Raw genomic sequence first — 23718 nt, 5'->3', positions numbered from 1 at the left:
CACAATATGAATGACGTTAGCGAAATATCAGAGAAACTCAAGTCCTTCTAGCTCAGACGAAATAATTACTTTTTTTGCTTAAAATTCTGCAACCATTTTGATCTATTACCAAATCCACTTCAAGCTTGTCCCATATCAGCGATAAATTTATAGAACTACCTTGTTCTGGTGTAGAAGATTGTAAAAAAATACCTTGTTTGATTCGTGTTGCCACTCCTCTATTACCTGAAACAACCTTTTCTTCTATGTCAAGCCAGTAAAGATCATGTGGTGAGCTATAAAAGCTATCCACATAAGGTCCATCCAATAAGGGAATATCACTCAAGCGCCAAGTTCTGCAAAATTCTCTATCTTCTAACAGCAAATCAAAATGGATACCCTTTATGTCATCTGGTGATCCAATGTGTTCTAACAAAACCCACCTATAAACTTTTTTTTCACCAAGATTACTCAATTGAAGAATATTAAAAAACTAAACAGTAAATTTCCATAGAAAATTGTTTAGGAGATAAATCTCCTAAATATGAATTGCTTAACGATAAGTTTTTTAGCTTTTAGCCTCAGGTACAAACCTTAAAGCAATTAATAGAAGGCTTCCAGCACCTGCTATTGCAGCTAACACTAGGCCAAAATCTGTAGGGATTGTATTAGAAGCAAAAACCATTGATGAAATTCCGACGCCCATGGGTTTATAAGGAGATACCAATGACGTTTAGCACTATAAGTATTCGAATAGCAATATTTGTAAGCAAAGACGACGAAATATACTCATGAAATTTTGGACTTCAAACATTTAAAACGCCAAAAAAGAATTCTTCTGAGGTAACTTTCAAAATTGAATTCGATTAAGGGGTTTCGATTAGAGCAATATCTCTCTATTCTTTAAGAAACCTTTAGGTTTATGGAATCAGTGAATTCCTCACCCTCTTCATCATCAAATTCAGTCGAAGCTGAAAAAGCTATTGCTGAAAATACTCCTGAGCAGTGGTTCAATGAGCAGTTTGATAATTTATTACCAAAAATTCAAGAGCGTTGGCCAGATTTAGCTAAACAAACATTAGAAGCTACTAAAGGAAGTCTCGAAGATTTAATTAATGTCATATCAGTGCATTCAGGAAAAAACAGTTTTGGAGTGCAAGAACAACTAGAAGAAATTTTTCATTCTGCAACTGACACAACTAGAGGTCTAGCAGAGTCTTTAGAACCTCTCGAGAAACAGCTTGAAGACCTTCTAGATGAATTAAACAGCACTCTAAGACCTCGAATTGAGAAGCCAGTACGAAAAAGGCCCCTCTTGGCTATTGGCATTGCTGCAGGAATTGGGGTTTTATTTGGCATACTGCTTGGTGGAGGCAGAAGGAATTAATGACCAACTCAGAACGCAAAAAAGGCATAGGAGCTGCTGCAAGAGTTACTGCATTAGCAAGTTCGGTAATGGATCTTCATGTCCGCATTGCGCTGCAAGAAATGGACAGAGAAAAGCGCCGCCTTATAAGTGGTGCAATTTTCTTAGCTACTGGTGGGGTATTGATGTTATTTGCCTTACTTGGTTCTGAATTAATTCTTGGATATTGGCTGAGAGACTTGCTTGAAATAGATAACAAATCAACAATTTTAATTTTAGTATTTATAAATCTTGCATTGGCGGGGATGAGTCTAAGGATTGGAGGCTATCTGGCAAAAGGTCCTTACCTTCCAGAAACCTTGGAGGGAATTACCAAAACTACAAGAGCTGTTTTAGGAAAAAATTAAATTATTTAATCTTATAATTCAACCATCGACAATCGATTGAACCATTATTTACTTGAAAACGACGACTCGCTTTCATACCTAAATATTTACTTAAATTTGGATTCCCATTAAGCAACCAAAGATCCCAACCAGAGGCTTTTGTTTTGCAATATTCCCCTAATTGTTTATAGAGAATAGGAAGTTCATTTTCATCTCCTATTCTTTTCCCATAAGGAGGATTACAAACTAAAAGTCCTAATCCAGGCGGTAATGGAAATTCTTGAAAAGGGCAGTTAATTATTTCTATATAATTTTCTAATCCCGCTTTTCTAACATTATCATTAGCGAATTGAGAAATAGTTTCATCAACTTCACATCCAATTATTTTAGGTAGCTTTTTATTTAAAGGTTTTATCTTCTGTGCAATTTTTAATTCTTTTTCCCAAAGAGCAGTATTGAAATCCGGCCAATTCATAAACAGAAATTTTCTATCAATACCAGGTTTAATTCCAAGCAAAATACTTACGGCTTCAATCAAAAAAGTTCCAGAACCGCATAATGGATCTACCAAATGTTTTGTTCCATCCCACTCAGTCATTCGCATTAAACCTGCCGCTAATGTTTCCTTAATTGGAGCTATTCCAACAGCTGGCCTGTATCCTCTTTTGTGAAGACTCGAGTTACTACCATCAACGCTCAAAACAGCTTGAAAATTGGACAAGTGCAAATGAAAACAAATATCAGGATTGTTCAAATCAATGCTTGAACGCAAACCCCAACGTTCTCTTTGTAAATCAATAATTGCATTTTTCACCTGCAAAGCAGTGAAATGAGTATGTGATAATCCTTCTCCAAATCCAGTGACATCTACACGAAAACTTTGTTGAGGCTGAAGCCAATTTTCCCAATCAATTGAGGTTTGAATACCGCTATAAAGTTCATGAGGACCATGGCAAGGAAATCTGAAAAGCTCTCTTAAAAATCTAAAAGACAAACGAGCCCGTAAATGTATTCTATATAAACAAGCCATATCAGCTTCAAATAATATATGTCTCCTTGAAGCTTTAACTGATTTAGCTCCAAGTTCTATCAACTCTTTTGCACCCTCTTTTTCAAGACCTTGTGAAATAGATGCAACAAGTTTCATTATTTTTCAGTTATTAAAAAAGGATAAAAAAGTTCTTTAAACACTAATCCATTAATTCCAAAAGATCTGTCAGAATGTAAATGTCTATTTTCTAATGGACTAGGTGATTCACACCAGTATCTCGGACAGCGGTTCGATTCCGCTCAGCTCCATAAATGGGGCTGCAATGGCTTCGACGGGGTATCAGGCGAGTGACTGAAGCCTGCTCGGTCAGAGCAAAACCATAACTGCTAACAACATCGTTAGTTTCTCCCGTCAAACAGCCCCTGTTGCTGCTTGATCTTTTAGGAGATGGGGTTAGGTCAGCCTTATTACCCAATTGATCCACGAGGCCTGCAAGGGCCTCACTCTCTTTCCAGTAGAAGAAGTCTCATAATCTCAAAAAAAGTCAAAATAAGCTTTGGGGGCAAAATCGGGGGCAAAACATTCACTAAAGATCTGTAGAGAATTTCGGGGGCAAAACTGGGGGCAAAATCCAATAATTCTCCTAAAAAGCAATTCTCAATGGTCTCAAAAACACAAAAAAGGACTTACCTAAGTCAGCCCTTCTGGTTCCGATAGCAATCGGCTGTCAACCTGCTTTATTTAATCAGGCCTAGTGGTAAGAAACGATTTATTTAATCCACATCCATTGGAGAAGTAATGCCTTGATCTCTGCACTTCGGATGATTTGCATCCCAAACACCATTTTTACAAGCCATTGGGATCTTTTTGCTTTGTCTGTCGATACTTAATGGAGTTACTGCCATTCCAGCCCAACTTTGCAAGTCGAATTGAAAGTTTCTCCACCCACTTTGATCAGCTGAGTAACCAGGCCTAAATGAAACTCTTGTTGAATTTGATAGTCCATTTAGATCTTTGTATGCAATCGTGAAATCTCGATCATATTGACTATGAAAACAACTTTTTAAAATTGGAAGAGCAATTGATCTTTGTCTGCATTCAGTAGATTTAACAACACCTTCAAATTGTCTTCTGGAAATTCTAAAAACTTCATTGATAATCATTTCCCCGTCTTTAAAAACAATTTCACAATCTTCCAGATCAAACCCGCATCTGGCTATATGAATCTTTTCAGAGGTGTATTTACTTTCATTAATCTTCTCTTTATTGGATTTTGTATTAATAGCATTTTGAGCTTGCACGCAACCTAAATAATCCTTTGCTTGAAGACACATCTTGTGAGTCTTTGAGTCAACAGAACCCTGCGCTGGATTTCTAGCGCAACTTGAAGTAGCAAGAGCAATCGTTGCAAGGATTACTAAACGACGCATTAATTTATTTTTGCTAAACCCTTTCTAGCTGATCTAGTGAAATTAGACATAAAAGATAGAGGTCACTTATTACCCAATTGATCCACGAGGCCTGCGAGGGCCTCACTCTCTTTCCAGCAGAACAAGTCTTATAATCTCAAAGAATAGTCAAAAAAGACTTAAGGGCAAAATTAAGGGCAAAACCCTGAAATCAAAATGCAACCAAAATTTAAGGGCAAAGTTAAGGGCAAAATCCAATAATTCTTCTACAAAGAAATTCTCAAGCTTCTGAAAAATAAAAAAACCCATCAAGAAAAAGATTTTTTATTACAAAATTATCAATCAGGTTTATAAAGATAAAATTAAAGAATTAGATGTTTTATGTATCGAGTGGAACTTATTAACTGCGTAAATTAAATTGCAAGAAAAAAAATGTACATAGTGTTACATCACCAAAAAATATGTATGTAAATTCAAGAAAGTATCTCATCACATAAAAAGCTAATTTACATTCGACTTCGACTTCCATTAATGCGAACTTTGACCTATAGAGGAAATGAATACACCTCAACAAAGATTGTAACTTCAAAATTCAAAACCTTTGATTCATCAATGATGCCAATGATTTGGAGGGGAGTGAAATATAGACAATAGTTTTTTAAAAATTCAATTTATTATTACTTTAAAAAGAAAATCTTATAGGCTAATATATAATTAGTCTATAAGATTTTTATATCTATTTCATCGCATATTGATAAAAGAGATTTCCTTCTCAATCTCAGACGTATTACCCAATTGATCCGTGGAGGCTGTAAGGCCTCCTTTTTAATTGCTTCTGCAAAAACCAGAAAATCAATTTTCCAAAACTTCGTTGCTCCAGGATTTCAACAAAAAACAATTCATTAGACCAATAATAAGAAGAATTATCTATTAACAAATAAAGAAATTTCAATGAATTTTTAAAGGCTATAAAAAGTTGAGAAGCTTAGCTTTTAAAAGCTATTAACTAAATTCATATTGACAAGTTTATGATGTATTTCTGAAATACAATAATTTTTAATAAGTAATTAAATTAAAAATGTATAATCTGATAATATTTATTTATAAATTAGTAATTTCATGCATTTATCTATTTTTGCTTTAGCTTCACCAGAATGGGGAGTTGCTAGATTTACTACAGATTCTTTTGCTTTAATCTCATTAGGAATTCTAGCTAGCCTTCCTATTCAACTACTAAAGGATAAAGTCGGCTTTAAAAATATATGGACAAGTGGAAACGCTCTCTCAAAGAGATAAATAATGATTTTAAACTTTACTTCAATTTAAAAGAAACAACTAGTATAAATATCTAATAGATTTATTTAATAAATTTAAGACATTTTATTAAATAAATCCTTGTGATAGTCGACAACATTTTGACAGCTTATAACCGGAGTTATTTCCATATCTATACCAAATTGTACTCTCCATGGTGCAAAATGTTGAAAGAGCTCCTTATCACCATTTGCATTGCAGAGAATTACAACACGGCCTTCTCCAGGAGCATGAACACGAAAAAGCATTTCAAATCCATCAAATTTGTCTTGCTTAGACATTTCTCCATTTTCCCAAAATTCTACAAACTGCTTATAAGCAGCAATTTGATTATCAGTATCAGTAAACTGGCAATCAACCAAATAGAGTTGCATTAGTAGTACGTTAAAAACTAATTTTAGCTAGAAACGAACAATAAATTGTTGATATATCGATCAATAAACAAATGATGTTATTAAAAGAAGACAAAAGGAAAAGAACTTTAGGGAACTAATTTTTAGATCAGTAAATAATGATGCTTCGTCATCTAAAGATTTTTCAAATTATCATGGTGCGTTGAAAAATCCATTGGAGAATAAAAATAAACACATAAGAATTAAAGGACCTATACCGAAGACAAAAAGAACTAATTTTGCATTTCTAGGAGTTATTTTCTTCTCTTCGCTTGTATCAACAATTTTAGAAGTTAATTTTTTTTTTGATTTTTGTCTAGGCATACCAGAAGTAGACTTGAAAACCTATAATAGCATTTATAAAGTAAGAATTAAGACATATTAGAAAAAATAAATCTAATTTATTAAGCAATCAATTTTCTGAATCTTAATGATCATAAAAGAATATATTTCAAGATCAGAATATTTTATTTGGCATCAATTTTGTTCTTAAATTGTTAATTGAAAAAGAAAAGTTACTCAATTTTCTCAATGATTTTTTCTATTGATCTAGCAGTATCAAACCAATTAAAAGACTGAGCTCTTGATGGGCCTTCATTAAGAGTTTTATTAAAGCATTCTTTATCATTGATAACTGCATTCATTGCAAAAGCTATTGATTGAATATTGAATGGATTAACCAGATAACCATAATTACCAATAATTTCGGGAAGTGCCCCTCGTTCAGAAGCGATAACTGGAGTCCCACAAGCCATTGCCTCAAGAGCTGGGAGACCAAATCCTTCCCAAAGACTTGCAATAATAAGTGCTCGACATTCGTTTAATAATAATAATTTCTCTTCGTCCTCAATCCAACCTTTCCACACACACAAATGTCCAAGGTTCAATTCATCAATTACTTTTATAAGACTTGGTGTATACCGTTTATCAAAAGATCCTACAAAGACAAGCTTATAATCGTTAATCTTGGCGTATGCGAATGCTTTGATAACCCTTTCCAAATTTTTATGCGGGTTATGTCTACCGATAATTAGAAAAAATTTTTTTCTAATTTTTTTGATTGGATAATACTTTTTATTATTAAACCCTAATTGAATTGGAAATAATTTATGCCTAGGCACTTTATAAAAGCTATTCAAATCATTAGCCGTAGAGATAGAGTTACATAGAATTAGCTTTGATTGTTTTAAAATTAAAGGGATATAAGTTAAATGATATAGAGTTAAAAATGAGATCGAAGGATACCTTATTGGTATTAAGTCATGAGCTAAAACAATAGATTTTATATTAGTAAATAATGGCGCTTCTAGTAATGGTGATAAAAAATATTCCGCATTTAAATTATTCATTAATTTTGGAACATCTTTTTGAAGCCAATACAATCGTCTCAAATGGCTTCTCAAGCCTGAACCTGGAGACAAGTTGTTAGGTATATAAATATCACCTCGTATGCCTATATCCTTTGGAATGAGTGTAGTTATTTTATTAGCTGATAAAGAATTTAGTAAACCCTTAGAAACGACTCCAATGCCAGTATTTTTTTTTGTTATATAGCTCCCGTTAAAAATTATAGAAGTCATGGTTATAATACTCTCATAATGAATCTATCTTAGATAATACTCAAGCAAATGTTGAGAAAAAACTTTTTTTTAAAATTTTTTCAAAACAAAAAAAATAATAGTCATGAAATAATACAATACCATTCAAATGAAAAATTCTCATTACAAGACCAAATAAATATTCAAATCACAGAAATAAACCAAAAAATATCAGACAATAGTACATCTTTAGTTGAAGCACAAGTTGTAAAATTAAGATCAAATTTTTCACAATCGAATAATTTCATAGACAAACTTGGAAAGAATATTTACAAAAAAAAAATCGATGAGTCAATTAATTGGCATCAAACACAACTAAAAGAACTATATCTGAGGCGAAGAGAATTAGAAATTAATCTAGAGAAAATCAAAGGAACATTTTGGCTAAATCAAATCAAAAGATTTCTTAGAATAATATTCATAGGATTTCTTATCTTTGTAAGTTTATTTATCGTAGTGTCTGGTTTCATGTTTATTATTTATTTAACGCCATTCATTATATTAATATTCTTAGGATATTTAATATTTACTAAAAAATATTAATACGATTCCGGATAGAAATCAAGCTTAAATAATATTACAATCCAAATAATTTGAATCATCTATAAACAATACTTTTTTATAACTTTCTTTATACCTGTAATAGTATTAGCATAATGATCTGATATACGAACACCCAACGAACTGTCCGAATGAGCAGAAATTATTTCTCAAATGTATGTAATTTTATGGAATGATAGGCACCAGCAAAACATATTATCTACTAAAGCGCCTACTTAAGGCTCTGCCATTAAGAAGAAGAAGATCTCTATTAAAATTAATTCCAGTAGCAGCTTTGACTGGTTTGGTAGACGTAATTGTAGTTGGAATTGTTTCTAGATTATTTACTGTTTTTATTGGCCAACCTAATCAACCTAGCTTACCAATACAAAATTTTATACCTGAAGACCCAAAAACAAAAGTTATCAGCCTGGTAATAATATACATAGCAATGAATTGGTTAGCATCATTTTCTAAATTATTTCTTAAAGCAGCTCAAGAAAGACTTCGAGTAGCAATTTGGCGAGATTTATCAGAGCTAGCACAACAAAAATTACTGTCTCAACCATATGAATTTTTCTTGAACAAGAAGAAATCTGATTTGTCATCAAAAGTTTTGATCAATATTTCAAGAGTTTCAGAATTTCTAGTAAGACCAATACTTCAAATTTCTAGTGGGTTATGTGTGATTACCTTTATATGTATTGCTGTTCTTTTTATAGCAAAATCGATAGCTCTTTATTTAATTATCAGTCTATTAATTTTTTATATATTTATATCATTATTTGTAACACCTTTTATTAGGTATTCCTCTCGTCAAAGAATAAAATTAGAAAAAGAAACAAATAATATATTAACTGAGTCAATGAGGACAATTATAGATGTACACCTTACTAGTTCGGAATCTTATTTTGAAAAAAGATATAAGTTAGCTGCTAAAAGCTCTTTCCCTTTTATTTGGAAAGCTGAAGTCTTGCCCGAATTCCCTAGATCATTAATAGAGCCTTTTGGTATTACATTGATTTTTGCGATTGGGCTTTTCCCATATGTAACTGGGCAAGATGATTCCATACTTATTGAAATAGTTCCATTCTTAGCAACAATTGCAGTGGCTGCATTAAAACTTACTCCTCCATTACAAGATTCATTTAGAGCATTAACTTCCATGCGAGCATCAATACCTGATTTAGAAGAAACACTTAAGTTAATAGAATTGCCTTCTAGTAGACTCACTAAAAGATCTATAGGCGTTCCAACTAAAAAAGGAATTGAGCCCAGAAACAATATCAAACTTGAAAAACTAAGTTATAAGTTTCCCAACAGTGACGAATACACATTAAACAGTATAAATCTAACTATCCCTATTGGTTCGAGGGTAGCTTTTGTTGGAGAGACGGGAAGTGGAAAAACTACCACTGCTAATCAATTATTATGTCTTCTTAGGCCAACGAAAGGAAAACTATTATTGGATGGAGTTGAAGTCACTGATACAGAAGTACCTGCATGGCAGGATTGTTGCTCTTACGTTCCTCAAGCGATTACTTTATTAAACAGCAATATTATTGAAAATATTGCATATGGATTAGAGGAAGAATTAATAGATAATCAAAGAGTATGGGATTCACTTAAGGCAGCTCAATTAGCAGAATTGGTATCAGAAATGCCAAGAGGTCTCTATACGCCTGTTGGTGATAATGGCATCAGATTGTCTGGTGGACAACGACAGAGATTAGCCATAGCAAGAGCTTTTTATAGGCAATCAAAATTATTAATTTTAGATGAGGCAACTAGTGCTTTAGATAATAGAACGGAAGCAGACGTAATGGATGCAATAGAACTCATAGGTAGACGTTGCACAATTGTAACTATTGCTCACAGATTATCTACTATTGAAAGATCAGATTGCATATATGAATTTAAAGATGGGAATATAATTGCTTTTGGTAATTATCAAAAACTACTGAAAGAATCAAAAACTTTTTTTGATATGGTAGAAATAGCAAAAAGAACAGACAGATCAAATATACAAATCTAAGTATATAGCAAAATATAAAATAGTATTAATTCAAAATTACACTTTAGAAAAGAATTTTAAAATCTATAATTTCTTTAACTGCAAGATAAAATAACAGACCTGTTCCAACAATCGATCCAGATAATCCTCCTATAAAACCAAAAAATAATGTACTCAAATTTCTCCCATCATTGGTAGGTACTTGAGTTGAAATTGGCAGTTTATCAACTATTTTTAAGCGCTCACTAGCAGGTCTTCTACTGGTTTGTTGATGTCTAACAAGTGCTTCGAAATCTGGCATTGAATTTGATTAGCAATGGAACAATAGGCCGACCAACCTGACATTCGTCTAGGATCGGACCGACCTTTATCATCTACAGCATCAATTACTGCTACTCCAAGGTTTTCTGCTTTATCAAAAGCTGATAACAAAGGAATATCGCCTTCTAAAACCGTTAAATCAAATTTTCCTAAAGCTTCTCTTGCCTCATTTGCAATTCGCTTTTGGCGGAAGTCAACCTTAACTAATAAAACTGCGTGAGGAATATTTAAATGTTTGAGTAAAGATGCTAATTCGACGGATAATTCAACTGATCTAGCTTTTGGAGCTGTGGGCAAAAGCACAAGGTCAGAGCCAGCAGCTAAATGTTTCAACTCTTCTTCATCAGTACTTGCTTGACCATCAGTAATCACAATTTCTGAGAATCTAGTTGCTTTAGCGGCTGCCTCTACAGGGACAATATTAAATTTAAGATTACCTCTTGATCCATAAGCTAGAGCAGATCTATTTCTATCAGCGTCAACTAAACAAACATTTTTTCCCTGAGAAGACCAAACACTTGCTAGATGAATTGAGGTACAAGTTTTAGCAACTCCTCCTTTCTGACCACATACAGTTATGAACAAGGAAAGGAATTATATCTATAAACAATCTGCAGGATCTTATTGGAAAGTCAAGTAGAAGTTAGAAGATCAATCATCAAATACTAATAAAAACAATTAATTACATAAGAAAAACATATATGTATGTTTTTCTTATGTAATCTTCAATACATTTTCATACCATAATTGGTAACTTATTCATCAAAAGGAAATATTTATACTTGCAACAAGTTTTTTCTAATGCATATTATTAATATGCTTTTGAAACAGAAATGTTCTTTAAAAAAATTTTATTAAATACAAAAAGAAATCTTTTAAATATTTTCAGTAAAGAAACAAGAGAACACTCATATAGATGCGAAAACCTTACATCTATTCCAGGTATTGGAACAAAAAACTGCAATAATTTCTATGAAGCTGGATATATGACACCAGAATCAATTATTTCTGCTACTGATGAAGAACTTTTAACTATACCCGGAGTGGGTATTAGCTTTGTTAAGAAGTTAAGAAAAACATTAGGCAGATTATGATTTCTCACAAAAAATGAATATCAAAAATGTATTACCAGGGTAAGATCTCGCCATTTGAATGCCAAAAAGTTCCAGTATTCTCAAGTGTAAGTTCATCAATTCTTTGCAGCATACCTTTGACTGATTCTTTAGGTTGTATTCCATTTGAAGTAAATCCTGTCATTCGAGTACTTACTAAACCTGGATGTAAAATTGCTACCGCAATACCTCTAGGCTTTAAATCGACCGATAAAGATTTACCAGCCATAGATAAAGCAACTTTTGACATCCTGTATCCATAAGAACCGCCAGAGCTATTATCCTCTATGGAACCCATACGACTGGTAATTAAAACTATTTTCGCAGATTTACTGAGCCGGCTCAGCAGAGTTTGCACACAACATAGAGGACTTAAAGCATTGACCTCAAATTGATGAACAATACTTTGCGGATCTAAATTAGAAAGAGAGTTAAATTCTGCGATTCCAGCATTTTGAATCAAAACATCGATTCTCGTATCATTTAAATTCTCTCTAAGCTTGACTACTGAGTCACCTGAAGTGATATCAATGTTTGTCTCAACTCTTACCGCCAAGGAATTCAATTCTGAAGAAGAAGATCTACAAGTAGCAATGACATCCTCTCCTCTAGCTTTCAATTGACGGACAAGTTCTAAACCAATGCCTCTATTGGCACCTGTAATTAAATAAGTAGACAAAATCAAAGCTAAGCTAAATTTAGCCTAAAAGAAAAGTTTAAAATTAGTCAAATTGATACACAATATGAGTGTAAACTGAAAATTACTATTAGGTAGAAAAAGTATCGGCAATAATTTACATCTTAATAAATAGAATAAAATAAATCGGCAGAAGGTCATAAAAGAATATTTGGAACAATCAAAAAATAAATCTTACATTATTATTTCTCTCTCCAGATTAACTAATACAAAAAAAGCCTTTTTGAATAACAAGTCAAAATCAACACTCACTCCATACATAAATACATTGATAAAGAATCCCGTTCATATGGAAATTCTCAACGGAAAAGTTAATTTCAATTATCAATTTTTCGCACAAAAAAATATCTTGCTAACCTTTGATTTTTTGAAATAATTAAACCGATATATAGAGTTATATTTAGATCATTATCTAAAGTTTAAAAATAATTAAAAATCTTATAAATTTTACTGAAAGCTTCATTTTTTAAAGATTGAAAACTGATAATTCCTTCTTCTTACTTCCCATTGAAGACCTCTATATCTTATAAATATAAAAATATGTAAAAGTAAATTATTCTAAAATTTAATTAAAAAATTTAAAGCTCATCTACGAAAATAAGCATTTAAACATTTTCTTTTGCATAAGAAATATTCTCAGAGCCTCCAATCTGAGTATTTAGTGAAAGCTGATAGGCTGTTTCATGATGACTAAGATCATTATTTTTTATTTTAGGATTAAACCAATTATCATTATCAAAACCTTGTAATACTTTCATTATCCTATAGCCCAAGTTTAAATTTTGATATGCAAGTTTTCTCCACTCACCATTTTTCTTACGATAACCAAGCTCTAAATAATAAACACCTTTATTTATAGGGATAGGAAATATAATAGAAGATTGTAATTTATTTACCTGAATCTCTTTCATAATACAAGTTGAATTATTTTTATGTCTATTATTACTTATATCAAATAATCGAATAGCAAAAAAACAGCTTTTACTAAAATCAATTCTCATATTGTCAATTGGACTAATTTCCCAAAAACATTTTATTTCTCCATTTCCAAGATTATTAACTGTTAAATTGCTAAATCTATTAGTTAATTTATTTAAAGTATTCCAAAAATATTCTTTCAACATTAAATGACGAGCAATCTTCATTTTGATATCAATCAAAAATATTTAACAGTATAATTTATTTTTAATTTTTGACCGTAAATTGTTTAAAATGATAGATCATAGATTTTTAGCACTCAAGCTGCTTGAGTCCCTTGCCTGTCGGCCAGAATTGCTTCGACAAAATCTGAAGTAGATCTTCTTGATGAAATATTACTTGTCTTCCAGTGATTAATTAAAGTTTTCAACTCAATAATCCTTTGTTCAGCAACTTCAATTTTTTCTTCATTAGACATCGACATAAGAAAGAAACGTCTATGATTTCAGCCTAACCTTTATAAAAAAGATATCAAGTGATAATTAAAAAACATCCTTACTGCTTAATTAGCATAAAAAATAGAATTTGGGAAAAGGATTGAGCAAAAAAAAGCCAGCTACAAAGTAGCTGGCTTCATAATTAATAGATAAAAGAAACTATATAAATCTATTAATAATAAAACCCTTCAAGGCAGGAGTAAAAGAACAAAAAAGATTTTTCATTCCCATTGACTCTTGACCGATTGGTTGATACGACAATGGATCACCCCCTTAAATAAACATATACAAATAATAGCTAATAAATAATCAATGTCGGTAAATTTGGTTACAAATAAAGAAAAAAATAAAGATTAGAAAAAGTCTAAGAGAAAAAGGGATTCTTTTTTCAAAAAAGAAACTCACAATAACTTATCCGATACGTGAGGCACTTCAAGGAAATTTGAACAATTGAGTGAAACTGAACTGAACTGAACTGAAGAAGCAATCAAGTAGAAATTAGCATCTTTTATAGGGTTTACAGGATTTTTACGCAAAAGGATAAGCAAAGTATTACTCATATGAGTCACCTAATTTATAGCGATTTACTATCAAACCCTGAAGCAAAATGCCTATTCTACGAATTGCTGTCATTCTAAGATTTACCAATAATAGTGCTCATGGTTGGGCCATGATCATGACGGAGGATGAGTCTGTTTTGAATAGTTAAAAGAAAAAACTCGAGATTGCTAGTTTTTACTCCGATATCGCTGTCTCATTAAAAATAACGCTATTAGTTAATAGGTATCAGATATAGCAAATCTATTAACTAATCATTTGTAGATATAATGATGAAGTTGAACAATACCAAGAGATATTTGCCGTAAGAGCATATGCTCCGATGCCCGCACCGATGTCTAACTCGCCATAAGGTCGTTAAATGTTCAGCTCAAGAATTTATATGATGATTGATCTACATTAATTAATCTAATAGGCTTAGCGAGCTCGGGATACAGAACAAGCTGTGCGTCAAAAGCTAAAAGATTAATCAAGAACTGAATTGGAAACCCGCGAAGAAGAAACACTTGAAGTAAGCAAAAGAATACTTTGTAGAACGAAAAGAACAGAAAGGATTTCCACTTGAAACAATCATTGGATAATACTAGTGTACTATATGCATGCCGATGCGCAAGTCTTGTTGGGGTTTAAATAGGCAATCAGAAAATGTTTTGAAAATTAAATTGTGGATTTATCTGTGAGTTCAACAAATCACAGTTGAGCAAAATAAAATCATCTAAATACTTCATCGCTCATAAAGTAGCACTCATATCTCTATTGAACTTCTAGAAAATTATCAACTTGAAAACGGTGTAGAAAAATAATATCTCCAGTAGAAGAATTTCATTTGGGATAACATCTACTGCATAATCCATTGATCCTTCTCATGCGCATATTATGACTATAAAGAAAGTCATATGGTCCGACTTTCTCTTCAAGCTTTTAAGCTCTTCTCGAATAATATCTGAGACTGTGCGATCTCATCAAATGCTGGTCTAAGATCTACTTTTTGAGAAGCTATATAAGAAATCGATTTGTAGCGTATTGAATAATCTAGGAGGGTAAAAAATTCAGAGTTAGAAACGCATTACTATCAGCAAAGCTCAACGGAATTCAAGTAGAATTATTTATATGCTTGTGATGACACACTCATGATTTAATTGTTTCAATCATTAACAAACACTTGTTTGATTTTTTATCTATAATATATGAAAAAGAATCGTTATTAAGTAGCGACTAATTATTAATAAATAATTTTTTAAAGGCTATGCTTTGATTCTAAAAAACAAATTTAATTTTTCCAATGAATATAATTAAAAAAGAACCTCTTATAATAATTATTGTAGTTCTATCTATTTTTACTTTTTTATTAGTACCCATTTCAAATGCGATAGAGCTAGATTTAACGGCAGCTCAAAGTGCAGTAGGTAAAAGATTTGCAAGCAAGTTTTGCGAAGCAAAGGAAAAGGGGGTTTCCTCAGAATCTTCAAGTGAGTTTGCATTAAATAATACTTATCTTAAATTTGTCGCCTTTCCAGACGATGAAAGATTTATAGAAGATCTTTGGGAATTTACAATTGTCAAAATTCGAAAAGATTGTGGTAGTTATTTTTCTATCAATGATGAAACTAATTTAAGAGATTTCTTTCAAGAAGAAGCTAAAATTGCAAGTAATCGTGATTTATATTTGCCAGATTAATGAATTATATTCTTGGATTTATTTTACAGGCAAGACTTATTGATCAAATGTTTTGGAGAACTTCTCAACCTCTTCGTCACTTATTACCCAAAGAATCAAAATGGTCTTCAATGAGCAAGATTGGTTTTTGTGGAGATTGTTTTGATACTAATAGTTGTGGAGCCGTAGAGTCAGCCATGAATAGTTAAATCAGATTCGTCAAATTTTTAAACAGGAACTAGATTTATAAAATTTTTTGACAATGATACTCTAATTGACAAAACATTATAGAACGATCAATAAAATATTTTAGATTTATCAAAATTTCAAAGAATATATGTTTTTTGCCTTGCTTTATTTATGAGTAGTAGATATACATGATTTGTATTTATTTTTACTATGATTACGGTTATTTTTCTGCTTGCTGTAGGTCTTGCTGGTTGGACTTTCTCAACATTAATGAGTAAAGGAAAGCATCAAGATGAGATTACTAAGGAGCTAGGAAATATTTTTGAGAGTTTAAAGTTACTAGCTTCTTCAATTAGTGCTCTTGTGAAATTATTGATGAAAGATTCTATTGCTTCTGCTAAGAAGGAGGACTTTCAGCCAATCAGTTCGAACGTTATTGACCTCTTAAAGCTAGAAAAGAAAGAGGAAGAGGAAGCGGCTTGATTTTTCGACCTAAATATTTAGATTTCTACTGGTGAGATTGACTTTTATTTTTTTTAATTTCTAGCTTCTTCTAACCCATGAAGGTGCACCAGAGAACCATTCTCCTATATCATCTCGATCTTGATTGTATGTTGAATGAGGCTCTTCTGAACATAAATCCAGTCCATCAAGTAATTCATCTAGTTGATTCGAAACAGGTCGCTTGCGTTGGATAAGTGAGGCTTTTCTCAGCCAACTAGATACGTTTTGATTCTTCATCGCATATTTATTGATATAAATTCTTTCTTCAAGGGTTACTTCTTTTCCTAATGACAGTCTAATTAATATTTCTTGTATTCTGAGACGAGTTGATGTAGTTAGCATGATGAATTATCTATTCTTTTCTTTCTAGCTGGGAATTAATGACGTGCAAGTTCTGATGATTCATCTTTAGGATGAATTTTAATTTTCTAGTAATACTTTTCAAAAGTATGAATCCTATTCAGCTTTAGTTAGCCTCTACTTCTTACTATATCTATGCATTTTATGTTCGAGATATATTAAGCAACTGTTTTAGGGTTATCACAATTCTCAGAAAAAAATTTGATTAAGTTATCTCTTATCGATTGATTATTTAATATGTGAAAAATTTTTTAAAATCTCTAGATCAATAATTTTCAAAGTACTCTCTTCTGTTGCCTCAAGATCAATTAACGGAGCCATTCCATCTTCAAATGCTTCTTTCCATCTAGGGGCACAAAGACACCAGTGGTCGCCTTTTTTTAAGCCAGGAAATCCTATTTGAGGCGTAGATAGATCATTCCCTTGAGCTTTACTGTAAGAAAGAAACTGATCAGTTACAACAGCACAAACAGTGTGCATCCCTTGATCAGATATATCTGTTCTACATGAACCATCTCGATACCATCCAGTCATAGGACTGCAACTACAAGATTTAAGTTCAGTACCTAAAACGTTTTTTTGCGACATGACTTGCTTTTTTCCTTATGGCTATAGTATGACTTGATCTCATTATTTCTCAAACATTAAAGGTTAAAAAGATGACCGCGCCATTAATACAAGGTGCCTCTGGGATAGAGGGAGAAAACTTAACTTATGCTTCTACCAATGAAAATAATAAGGAAATATATACTTTTACTGCGAACGAGCCAGTTTCTTGGTCTATAAGTGGGGGAGAGCAAAATCTTTTTACGATCGATGAAAATACTGGCAAATTAAGTTTTAAAGATGCGCCTGATTATGAAACAATCAAACAATTAAATGGAACTACTTTAGAATTTCATACTAACTATTCAACAACAATTGTAGGTTCCAAATTTTTTGTAGAAATTTACAATGATCAAAACCAAACGAATAAAACGACACCTATTACTGCCAATAACTTTATTGAATATGTAAGTGACGGTTCATATAATCAAACTCTAATTCATAGGTTAGTTTCTAATTTTGTTATTCAGGGGGGTGGATATACTTGGCCATCTTTTTCATCTAATGAAAGTGGTGGGTATCCAATAGGAGTCAAATCTAAAGGTGAAATCATTAATGAACCTATCAATTCAAATTTGATGGGTACTATAGCAATGGCAAAAGTTTCTGGACAGCCAAATAGTGCGACTTCTGAGTGGTTTTTAAATTTGTCTGATAATACACACCTTAATTCTCAAAATGAAGGATTTAGTGTTTTTGGTCATCTATTAGGAGATAGTATAAAAAATCCTCTTTTATTAAATAATCAAACAATATATAATGTTCATTATTCCGATGCTGGGCTCACGATACCAGAGTTACCTTTAAATAATCTTGAGGGAAATATTATAAACAATGCGAATTATTTTGCTATTCGAACAATTTCTACAATTACTCAACGACCTAGTGAAATTGAAAATGTATTTAATGTAATCGTTACCGCTAATGATTTAAATGGAAATAAATCCAATCAATATGTAATCGTTAATGTGAATGATATCAAAGGAGAAGTCCTTAATGGCATAGATGGACAAGATAATCTCAAAGGAGGATTGGGAAATGATGTTTTTCAAGGCAATAGTGGAAACGATACGATTGATGGTGGGGCTGACTATGACATAGCCACTTACTCAGGTAATTTTTCGGACTATACATTCGCAATAGCTAACAAAATAGTCACTGTTACCGATAATCGTTCATCGACAAATGATGGAATAGATACGTTATCCAATATTGAGAAACTCGTTTTTTCTAATCAAAATGCTTTGGTTACCAGTAAAGAAATTAAAGCAATTCATTCCTTAGGATTTCAATCAGAAAAAGTGTATTCAGGTAAAAGTGATAATTATAAATTTTATGATTTAGGTAATGATAACTATGGCGTCGGTACTGCTAATGGAATTGACGAGTTAACCGGTGAATCAATACTCAGATTTGATGATAAGAATATGAATCTAAAAACTGATATCAAAGCGACATTTGATCAGGTCACAGGTTTAGATACAGATTCTGGAAAAATGTTTAGGCTCTATAACGCTTCTTTTAAACGTCTACCTGATCCAGATGGCCTACGTTATTGGATTGAGAATTTTAGCTCTGGGAAAGATGATGAAAGAGCCGTGGCATCCTCGTTTTTAGCCTCCGCAGAATTCAAAGAGCGTTATGGAGAAAATGTCTCAAATGCAAGCTATGTAAATACGCTCTATGTCAACGTGCTAGGTAGAGATTATGATCAGGCTGGTTATAATTATTGGTTAGGTAATTTGAATAATGGTATTGAAACCAGATATGAATTACTATTGGGCTTCTCAGAATCAGCAGAAAACAAAGGACTATTCTCCGAAATGACTGGTTTAGTATAAATAATTCATACTTCATTTATCACTTGAAAATCATATGACAATTTTAAAGTTTACGCTTATTGCATCAACTTGATTATGCTTTGCATAAATAATCAAAAGCCTCTAGAACAATGAATCTCAATAGCACTTTTCTTTTTCTATTAGTCATAGCTGCTTATCTAAATCTATATCTAACATTTAATAAAATAAGAAGACAAAAGAAAAAAACTAAACTACCAATATCATCTAAAGAATGGAGAGAAAAAGTAGAGGATGAAAACTTCAAATCCTGGCTTTCTAATCGAGAGCGATTAAAACATAAGAGGACAGAGGATAGTAATCCCTAATCTTTAGTAATTTCTTAATTTTAGAAAGCCTGAAGACTACTTTAGATACACAGCGAATTCAAATCTTATAGCCTATTGACTTTATATTCAAGGTATTTTTATCGGAACATAATTAATTACTATCATTAACTTTAACGTATTAAAATTTTAGTTTATTATTATTTTATTCTTAAAAATATTGAAGTCAAAAAATCACCAAATATTCTAACTATTTACAATTAATTATGATTTTTAGTTAGAAGTTCCAGTAAAGCAAAATCCATTCTTAATGCAAAAATCATAGGCAAATAATTTTAATGATTCTGGCATATCCTGCCATTGCATTTCTTCAAGGTTGTTTAACTGATCTGAACTTAAATTCTCTTTAACTTCATATGCATCCATCATCTTGGCCCAGCTTGAGGAAAAGGTATCAAGATAAAAAGCTTTCTGATGATGATTGAAGAAATTGATTATATCCTCCTTAGTAACTACTTCTCTAGATAATTTTTTATAGTGTTCAAATTCTGAAGACCAATCTGGAGTTAAGTTTTCAGTCATCAATAACATTATTTAATTTACCATTATAATTTAAGAAGTGAGGAATGATAAGTGGCATGACCAAATGAACATAAAGATGTTATATGACATTCACGTTGAATCTAAAAAATATGCTTCAGATCATCATAAAAAATAGTTGATGACCAACTCTCAGTTCAAATTAATGTTCTAGACAAATTGTTCAAAAAACTAATTGCCAACTAATCTTTTCAGCACTAAAAAACTTTTAATGAGTAAGTATCGCTATCGTTAACTTTGTTGAAATAACTTATTTCCATTACGGTATTAGAGAAAAAGTTTTTGATTTTCCAATGGAACTAAAGAGCTTAGAGGGATGTCGATTAAAAATTGGTTCATATCCACCATTTATCTACAATGCATGCGGGGGAGGAGGCAAAGCAGAATTACTTCCAGGTCAGCAAAATAATCTCCTATATGTAAGCTTTTCATCTAAAACGTTTTCAATTCCTCCTCTCACTTCTAGAACAACAAAATTTTTATCTCTTCCATTACCACCAGGGCTTAAGATCGAAATGTCTATGGATAAGCTAGAAGGAACTATTGATAAAAAAACTGGTGAAATTTTATTAAAATTTGAATCAAAATTTCTATTTAGCGTTGGAACTATATATAAATTTCCTTACTTAATAGTTAAAACCATACTCAAAACTGGAAAAGTAAAAGGTAAGTTACATATAGGAGAAGGTCTTGTTTTACAAACTAATGGGAAAACAAAGCTGGTAGGTATTTCCATAATTCCTATAACTGGTAACAAAATCTTAGATACCTTTCTTGGCCTTCCGAATGAAGCGCTAGCAGAACTGCAATGTGAAATTAAATAATCCAATTGATTTATGTATATCTCCTTTTTTTCTCCAAATACATAATGGCGCCAAATCACAAATCCAAGTGTCAACAAAACAAAAAAGCTACTTAATTCTATGAGCGATTCATCCATAAACATTTACAATCTTGGCTGGATTTGTTAAAAATTATCTAGTTAAAATAGAATCTCTGTGTCATTATCAAACGCTTTATCTTCGATATCACGATGGACTAAAGATTTTAAGCTATCTCAATCGAGTAGGAGAATAGCTATTAAATAAAGCTGGTTTGAAGAACATATATTATCGTAACTGATAAAAAAATTTATTACATCATCTAATCCCTTACACCTACGAATAAATACGAATGTCTCCCGATCTGCCAATCATTCCTTCTGCAAAATCAAAAAAGAAAAAGCTAGCAGATAGTATAATTCCTAAATGGACTCTCTTTTCTCTGTGTTTTATAACTACTCTAGTAGTCGTTAGCTTAATAAAAGCGTATCTTCCATTACTTGTATCTGCACTTGCGATGCTTTTTGTATGGAGTCAAATGACTAAACCAATAGCAGAGATAGAAACTAAAGCTACGAATGATGACAGTAATCAGTTGAATCTATTCCATAGGAAATACCCAATTGGCAGAAAGTATTCCAAGGTCAAGAAAGTATGCCGTGAAAAAGAAGATTCAAAAGTTGCATAATTTATATTTCATTAGAAAAACAAGTTGAAACAACTTATCAGATTGCCTCTAAAAGGTGAGAAACAAGAACTAATTCTTTTAGAAAATCGCTGCTTAATGAAGCTCCAAAAGTATTTCTTGCTTAGTTCATTAAGGAATTGACAAGCTATATAGACATGTAAAAATCAATTCATTCAACCATAATGTGTGAGGCTTCATGGTTACTCTTTGCTGTTTGCTCTTCTTGCAAATCATCATCATCAGCGCCACGAATATTTAACTAAATGACAAATCTAGAAAAAGCACGTCTTGAACTGACTGAATCACAACTCATTAGCATTCAGGATCGAATTAAAAACTGGAGAACAAAGGATCAAGTAATGAATCTAATAAGATATCGATATGGTCGATTGGAAAAACAAGCCGCATAACAAACTCAGCAGCCAACTAAGCACTACGCATGATTTCTATTTCAAGAAACTCAGCTGCAAATGAGTGGCCAAATAAATCATTAAATTTCTTCAACCTAATACTTATAAGGAAAGCAGCAAATTACCAGCGCATCTATTGCGATCATTAACTACATAAGTAAAGCTTTATTTATCAATATAAATTCAAATGTCTCTTGAGTTCTACGTCTTAGTTATTCCATTCTGCATTATTCCTGTATTACTAGTCTCGCTTGATTACTTAAATAAAAACACTGAGCTAAAGAGAGAAAATGATAATGTAATTGACTTTGATAAATTCGTAAAACGTAAAGCAAAAGGAGATGCTGTAGATAGTGATATCGCTAAATTATTAGATATTGATAAAATTGCAGCATAAACTTTTCCTCCTATTCATTAATTTTTTTGATAGTCACTAATTTCAAAACATCCTCAAGCCTTACACCTTCATTTAACCACTCTCTGAATTCTTCACTAATAGCTAATTGATCGAATTCATCAAGTCTTTCAGCTCGGATCATAAGACCGGTCATAGAATCAGCGATCAATTCTTCAATATCCTGGCTATCACTCACGCGTCCTGACTTGAAAGTTCAGGATACTTTAACCTGAGTTTTAAAGTTCAATTCATCAAAAGTTGATATGAACACCCTTACAATTTACCAGCTAAAGATTTCGAAGGTTTTTACCTCTGTCTTCCATGCTTTTTATGATGCTTATCCTCACAAATTAATGAAGCAATATGATTTGTAGCCCACGGAGCATTAATACGAAAGAGTCTAAACTTCAGCCCTGACTTACTAAATGATAAGTTTTCTTAATCTATGCTTGTAGTCAAATATCCCATTCGTTTTATTGGCATAGAACAATACATTAGTTAATGGATTCTGCCAATCAAATCCAATCTCTGGTTGACCAAGTAGAAAAGAACCCAGAATACAAAATTAGCGAGCGAGAAGCCAAGGGTTTCTTATCAGAAATTAAGCGACTTACACAAGAAGACAAAACCAATATGCCTCCCTTAGTTGTCATAATAATGGCTTATATCAACATGCTTTTTCCAGAACTAGATAAAGAGTAGGTGTACACGAGACATTCAAGGTAGATGTCTACTTATTTTCTTGAATTGAAATAAAGTAAGTCATCACAATATCCCTGTACTTCTTAAACAGGTTAATAATATTAAATTCTTTAAATGTTTATAATTGAATTCCATGTATTATAGAAAAATAATAAATTTTAATCTGGATTATTGAATAGTAGGATCAAGGTTATAATAAAGATCTTAAAATCATTAAAAATTTAATTTATAAACAACTAAAAATAGTGGTCAAATTATTTTTCTATTATAGACATTAACCACGATTCACCTCTAGAAAAACAACCCAAGGTTTGCAATAAGATCACACTCTTCAAAGTTGCGTAAATAACACCTTCAAAATACATTCGCACTCCTGAATTTTATTCGATCACACTTTCTATATTGTGTAATTAGCATTTATACTAAGCTTTGAGTATGTTAGCAGTCTACATCAATAATTTTCACTGCAATGTCTTAACTTTTTGAAGAGTAGACAATATCACACTTTTCTCAGAATCATCACCTTTCATATTTTGCAGGCAGTATTAATACGCATTGAAATTAAAT

The 23718-nt window shown here is 31.9% G+C and carries 30 protein-coding genes; 16 read left to right on the top strand and 14 right to left on the bottom strand.

Translation table 11 applies throughout. The features are described from left to right. Window positions 1-52: 52 nt before the first annotated feature. Window positions 53-454 (bottom strand): hypothetical protein, encoded by a 402-nt coding sequence (locus O5639_RS08100; RefSeq protein WP_269624041.1) that lies wholly within the window; start codon window positions 452-454, stop codon window positions 53-55. Window positions 455-547: 93 nt separating this feature from the next. Continuing rightward, window positions 548-685 (bottom strand): hypothetical protein, encoded by a 138-nt coding sequence (locus O5639_RS08095; protein ID WP_011294050.1) that lies wholly within the window; start codon window positions 683-685, stop codon window positions 548-550. Between the two features lie 225 nt (window positions 686-910). Between O5639_RS08095 and O5639_RS08090 the strand changes: the two genes are divergently transcribed. Then, window positions 911-1366 (top strand): DUF883 family protein, encoded by a 456-nt coding sequence (locus O5639_RS08090; protein WP_269624040.1) that lies wholly within the window; start codon window positions 911-913, stop codon window positions 1364-1366. Then, a complete protein-coding gene (locus tag O5639_RS08085) occupies window positions 1366-1752 on the top strand; it encodes a phage holin family protein (RefSeq protein ID WP_269624039.1) in 387 nt (128 codons plus the stop codon). The genes O5639_RS08090 and O5639_RS08085 overlap by 1 nt, the downstream gene beginning before the upstream one ends. A 1-nt stretch (window position 1753) precedes the next feature. Here the strand turns inward: O5639_RS08085 and O5639_RS08080 are convergent, their stop codons facing one another. After that, window positions 1754-2878 (bottom strand): THUMP domain-containing class I SAM-dependent RNA methyltransferase, encoded by a 1125-nt coding sequence (locus O5639_RS08080; protein WP_269624038.1) that lies wholly within the window; start codon window positions 2876-2878, stop codon window positions 1754-1756. Window positions 2879-3495: 617 nt separating this feature from the next. After that, window positions 3496-4152 (bottom strand): hypothetical protein, encoded by a 657-nt coding sequence (locus O5639_RS08070; protein WP_269624037.1) that lies wholly within the window; start codon window positions 4150-4152, stop codon window positions 3496-3498. A gap of 1098 nt (window positions 4153-5250) precedes the next feature. On the opposite strand from O5639_RS08070, the gene O5639_RS08065 reads away from it, so the two are divergent. Next, window positions 5251-5427, top strand: coding sequence for a hypothetical protein (locus O5639_RS08065; protein ID WP_269624036.1), 177 nt, complete (start codon window positions 5251-5253; stop codon window positions 5425-5427). Between the two features lie 74 nt (window positions 5428-5501). Here O5639_RS08065 and O5639_RS08060 read toward each other — a convergent pair whose 3' ends face one another. Both O5639_RS08060 and O5639_RS08055 read right to left on the bottom strand, forming a co-directional pair. Next, complete coding sequence (locus O5639_RS08060; protein WP_269624035.1) at window positions 5502-5819, bottom strand: DUF3303 domain-containing protein; 318 nt, start codon at window positions 5817-5819, stop codon at window positions 5502-5504. A gap of 533 nt (window positions 5820-6352) precedes the next feature. Continuing rightward, the gene (locus tag O5639_RS08055) at window positions 6353-7417 is read right to left on the bottom strand and encodes a glycosyltransferase family 4 protein (RefSeq protein WP_269624034.1); all 1065 of its coding nucleotides are present in this window, start codon (window positions 7415-7417) and stop codon (window positions 6353-6355) included. A gap of 48 nt (window positions 7418-7465) precedes the next feature. Between O5639_RS08055 and O5639_RS08050 the strand changes: the two genes are divergently transcribed. Further along, window positions 7466-7978 carry a hypothetical protein gene (locus O5639_RS08050; protein WP_269624033.1) on the top strand — a complete coding sequence of 171 codons (513 nt, stop codon included), beginning with the start codon at window positions 7466-7468 and terminating at the stop codon, window positions 7976-7978. A 190-nt stretch (window positions 7979-8168) separates the two neighbouring features. Continuing rightward, window positions 8169-10010: an ABC transporter ATP-binding protein gene (locus O5639_RS08045; protein ID WP_269624032.1), complete on the top strand. Its 1842-nt coding sequence runs from the start codon at window positions 8169-8171 to the stop codon at window positions 10008-10010. A 213-nt stretch (window positions 10011-10223) separates the two neighbouring features. Here the strand turns inward: O5639_RS08045 and O5639_RS08040 are convergent, their stop codons facing one another. Then, window positions 10224-10895 carry an AAA family ATPase gene (locus O5639_RS08040; protein WP_269624031.1) on the bottom strand — a complete coding sequence of 224 codons (672 nt, stop codon included), beginning with the start codon at window positions 10893-10895 and terminating at the stop codon, window positions 10224-10226. A 248-nt stretch (window positions 10896-11143) separates the two neighbouring features. Between O5639_RS08040 and O5639_RS08035 the strand changes: the two genes are divergently transcribed. Then, entirely contained in the window at window positions 11144-11404 is a 261-nt protein-coding gene (locus O5639_RS08035) for a helix-hairpin-helix domain-containing protein (RefSeq protein WP_269624030.1), read from the top strand. 31 nt (window positions 11405-11435) lie between these two features. Here O5639_RS08035 and O5639_RS08030 read toward each other — a convergent pair whose 3' ends face one another. The 3 genes from O5639_RS08030 to O5639_RS08020 form a co-directional block, all read right to left on the bottom strand. After that, window positions 11436-12101, bottom strand: a complete 666-nt coding sequence (locus O5639_RS08030) for an SDR family oxidoreductase (protein ID WP_269624029.1) — start codon at window positions 12099-12101, stop codon at window positions 11436-11438. 623 nt (window positions 12102-12724) lie between these two features. After that, complete coding sequence (locus O5639_RS08025; protein ID WP_269624028.1) at window positions 12725-13243, bottom strand: DUF4912 domain-containing protein; 519 nt, start codon at window positions 13241-13243, stop codon at window positions 12725-12727. Window positions 13244-13356: 113 nt separating this feature from the next. Further along, window positions 13357-13515 carry a hypothetical protein gene (locus O5639_RS08020; protein ID WP_269624027.1) on the bottom strand — a complete coding sequence of 53 codons (159 nt, stop codon included), beginning with the start codon at window positions 13513-13515 and terminating at the stop codon, window positions 13357-13359. A gap of 1859 nt (window positions 13516-15374) precedes the next feature. On the opposite strand from O5639_RS08020, the gene O5639_RS08015 reads away from it, so the two are divergent. The 3 genes from O5639_RS08015 to O5639_RS08005 all read left to right on the top strand — a co-directional run bounded on the left by O5639_RS08015 (window position 15375) and on the right by O5639_RS08005 (window position 16421). Next, a complete protein-coding gene (locus O5639_RS08015; protein WP_269624026.1) occupies window positions 15375-15770 on the top strand; it encodes a hypothetical protein in 396 nt (131 codons plus the stop codon). Then, a complete protein-coding gene (locus tag O5639_RS08010; RefSeq protein ID WP_269624025.1) occupies window positions 15770-15958 on the top strand; it encodes a hypothetical protein in 189 nt (62 codons plus the stop codon). The genes O5639_RS08015 and O5639_RS08010 overlap by 1 nt, the downstream gene beginning before the upstream one ends. A 190-nt stretch (window positions 15959-16148) precedes the next feature. Further along, the gene (locus O5639_RS08005) at window positions 16149-16421 is read left to right on the top strand and encodes a hypothetical protein (RefSeq protein ID WP_269624024.1); all 273 of its coding nucleotides are present in this window, start codon (window positions 16149-16151) and stop codon (window positions 16419-16421) included. A 60-nt stretch (window positions 16422-16481) separates the two neighbouring features. On the opposite strand, the gene O5639_RS08000 is transcribed toward O5639_RS08005, so the two are convergent. Together O5639_RS08000 and O5639_RS07995 are read right to left on the bottom strand one after the other, a co-directional pair. Continuing rightward, the gene (locus O5639_RS08000) at window positions 16482-16784 is read right to left on the bottom strand and encodes a hypothetical protein (protein ID WP_269624023.1); all 303 of its coding nucleotides are present in this window, start codon (window positions 16782-16784) and stop codon (window positions 16482-16484) included. Between the two features lie 246 nt (window positions 16785-17030). Beyond that, on the bottom strand, window positions 17031-17390 hold the full coding sequence (locus tag O5639_RS07995; protein ID WP_269624022.1) for a DUF2237 family protein: 360 nt from the start codon (window positions 17388-17390) through the stop codon (window positions 17031-17033). Between the two features lie 71 nt (window positions 17391-17461). On the opposite strand from O5639_RS07995, the gene O5639_RS07990 reads away from it, so the two are divergent. Both O5639_RS07990 and O5639_RS07985 read left to right on the top strand, forming a co-directional pair. Further along, window positions 17462-19249 carry a DUF4214 domain-containing protein gene (locus O5639_RS07990; RefSeq protein ID WP_269624021.1) on the top strand — a complete coding sequence of 596 codons (1788 nt, stop codon included), beginning with the start codon at window positions 17462-17464 and terminating at the stop codon, window positions 19247-19249. A gap of 110 nt (window positions 19250-19359) precedes the next feature. Next, on the top strand, window positions 19360-19575 hold the full coding sequence (locus tag O5639_RS07985) for a hypothetical protein (RefSeq protein ID WP_269624020.1): 216 nt from the start codon (window positions 19360-19362) through the stop codon (window positions 19573-19575). 231 nt (window positions 19576-19806) lie between these two features. Here O5639_RS07985 and O5639_RS07980 read toward each other — a convergent pair whose 3' ends face one another. Continuing rightward, on the bottom strand, window positions 19807-20115 hold the full coding sequence (locus O5639_RS07980; protein ID WP_269624019.1) for a hypothetical protein: 309 nt from the start codon (window positions 20113-20115) through the stop codon (window positions 19807-19809). Window positions 20116-20426: 311 nt separating this feature from the next. On the opposite strand from O5639_RS07980, the gene O5639_RS07975 reads away from it, so the two are divergent. The 4 genes from O5639_RS07975 (at window position 20427) to O5639_RS07960 (ending at window position 22449) form a co-directional block, all read left to right on the top strand. Next, the gene (locus tag O5639_RS07975) at window positions 20427-20957 is read left to right on the top strand and encodes a hypothetical protein (protein WP_269624018.1); all 531 of its coding nucleotides are present in this window, start codon (window positions 20427-20429) and stop codon (window positions 20955-20957) included. Between the two features lie 349 nt (window positions 20958-21306). Further along, window positions 21307-21642 (top strand): hypothetical protein, encoded by a 336-nt coding sequence (locus tag O5639_RS07970; RefSeq protein ID WP_269624017.1) that lies wholly within the window; start codon window positions 21307-21309, stop codon window positions 21640-21642. A gap of 263 nt (window positions 21643-21905) precedes the next feature. After that, window positions 21906-22052, top strand: a complete 147-nt coding sequence (locus O5639_RS07965) for a hypothetical protein (protein ID WP_269624016.1) — start codon at window positions 21906-21908, stop codon at window positions 22050-22052. 187 nt (window positions 22053-22239) lie between these two features. Continuing rightward, window positions 22240-22449, top strand: coding sequence for a hypothetical protein (locus O5639_RS07960; protein ID WP_269624015.1), 210 nt, complete (start codon window positions 22240-22242; stop codon window positions 22447-22449). Window positions 22450-22459: 10 nt separating this feature from the next. Here O5639_RS07960 and O5639_RS07955 read toward each other — a convergent pair whose 3' ends face one another. After that, on the bottom strand, window positions 22460-22645 hold the full coding sequence (locus O5639_RS07955) for a hypothetical protein (RefSeq protein ID WP_269624014.1): 186 nt from the start codon (window positions 22643-22645) through the stop codon (window positions 22460-22462). 305 nt (window positions 22646-22950) lie between these two features. On the opposite strand from O5639_RS07955, the gene O5639_RS07950 reads away from it, so the two are divergent. After that, window positions 22951-23151: a hypothetical protein gene (locus O5639_RS07950; protein ID WP_269624013.1), complete on the top strand. Its 201-nt coding sequence runs from the start codon at window positions 22951-22953 to the stop codon at window positions 23149-23151. The last annotated feature ends 567 nt before the right edge of the window (window positions 23152-23718 follow it).

This window comes from Prochlorococcus marinus str. MIT 1214, from assembly GCF_027359355.1.
GTDB lineage: Bacteria > Cyanobacteriota > Cyanobacteriia > PCC-6307 > Cyanobiaceae > Prochlorococcus_B > Prochlorococcus_B marinus_F.
Note: the sequence above shows the minus strand (reverse complement) of the source record. Positions and strands in the feature narration are given on the sequence as shown.

Coding starts and splice junctions, on each gene's coding strand:
- O5639_RS08095 (WP_011294050.1), bottom strand. CDS start 685: ATGGGCGTCGGAATTTCATCAATGGTTTTTGCTTCTAATACAATCCCT.
- O5639_RS08085 (WP_269624039.1), top strand. CDS start 1,366: ATGACCAACTCAGAACGCAAAAAAGGCATAGGAGCTGCTGCAAGAGTT.
- O5639_RS08080 (WP_269624038.1), bottom strand. CDS start 2,878: ATGAAACTTGTTGCATCTATTTCACAAGGTCTTGAAAAAGAGGGTGCA.
- O5639_RS08070 (WP_269624037.1), bottom strand. CDS start 4,152: ATGCGTCGTTTAGTAATCCTTGCAACGATTGCTCTTGCTACTTCAAGT.
- O5639_RS08065 (WP_269624036.1), top strand. CDS start 5,251: ATGCATTTATCTATTTTTGCTTTAGCTTCACCAGAATGGGGAGTTGCT.
- O5639_RS08060 (WP_269624035.1), bottom strand. CDS start 5,819: ATGCAACTCTATTTGGTTGATTGCCAGTTTACTGATACTGATAATCAA.
- O5639_RS08055 (WP_269624034.1), bottom strand. CDS start 7,417: ATGACTTCTATAATTTTTAACGGGAGCTATATAACAAAAAAAAATACT.
- O5639_RS08050 (WP_269624033.1), top strand. CDS start 7,466: ATGTTGAGAAAAAACTTTTTTTTAAAATTTTTTCAAAACAAAAAAAAT.
- O5639_RS08045 (WP_269624032.1), top strand. CDS start 8,169: ATGATAGGCACCAGCAAAACATATTATCTACTAAAGCGCCTACTTAAG.
- O5639_RS08035 (WP_269624030.1), top strand. CDS start 11,144: ATGTTCTTTAAAAAAATTTTATTAAATACAAAAAGAAATCTTTTAAAT.
- O5639_RS08025 (WP_269624028.1), bottom strand. CDS start 13,243: ATGTTGAAAGAATATTTTTGGAATACTTTAAATAAATTAACTAATAGA.
- O5639_RS08020 (WP_269624027.1), bottom strand. CDS start 13,515: ATGTCTAATGAAGAAAAAATTGAAGTTGCTGAACAAAGGATTATTGAG.
- O5639_RS08015 (WP_269624026.1), top strand. CDS start 15,375: ATGAATATAATTAAAAAAGAACCTCTTATAATAATTATTGTAGTTCTA.
- O5639_RS08010 (WP_269624025.1), top strand. CDS start 15,770: ATGAATTATATTCTTGGATTTATTTTACAGGCAAGACTTATTGATCAA.
- O5639_RS08005 (WP_269624024.1), top strand. CDS start 16,149: ATGATTACGGTTATTTTTCTGCTTGCTGTAGGTCTTGCTGGTTGGACT.
- O5639_RS08000 (WP_269624023.1), bottom strand. CDS start 16,784: ATGCTAACTACATCAACTCGTCTCAGAATACAAGAAATATTAATTAGA.
- O5639_RS07995 (WP_269624022.1), bottom strand. CDS start 17,390: ATGTCGCAAAAAAACGTTTTAGGTACTGAACTTAAATCTTGTAGTTGC.
- O5639_RS07990 (WP_269624021.1), top strand. CDS start 17,462: ATGACCGCGCCATTAATACAAGGTGCCTCTGGGATAGAGGGAGAAAAC.
- O5639_RS07985 (WP_269624020.1), top strand. CDS start 19,360: ATGAATCTCAATAGCACTTTTCTTTTTCTATTAGTCATAGCTGCTTAT.
- O5639_RS07980 (WP_269624019.1), bottom strand. CDS start 20,115: ATGACTGAAAACTTAACTCCAGATTGGTCTTCAGAATTTGAACACTAT.
- O5639_RS07975 (WP_269624018.1), top strand. CDS start 20,427: ATGGAACTAAAGAGCTTAGAGGGATGTCGATTAAAAATTGGTTCATAT.
- O5639_RS07970 (WP_269624017.1), top strand. CDS start 21,307: ATGTCTCCCGATCTGCCAATCATTCCTTCTGCAAAATCAAAAAAGAAA.
- O5639_RS07965 (WP_269624016.1), top strand. CDS start 21,906: ATGACAAATCTAGAAAAAGCACGTCTTGAACTGACTGAATCACAACTC.
- O5639_RS07960 (WP_269624015.1), top strand. CDS start 22,240: ATGTCTCTTGAGTTCTACGTCTTAGTTATTCCATTCTGCATTATTCCT.
- O5639_RS07950 (WP_269624013.1), top strand. CDS start 22,951: ATGGATTCTGCCAATCAAATCCAATCTCTGGTTGACCAAGTAGAAAAG.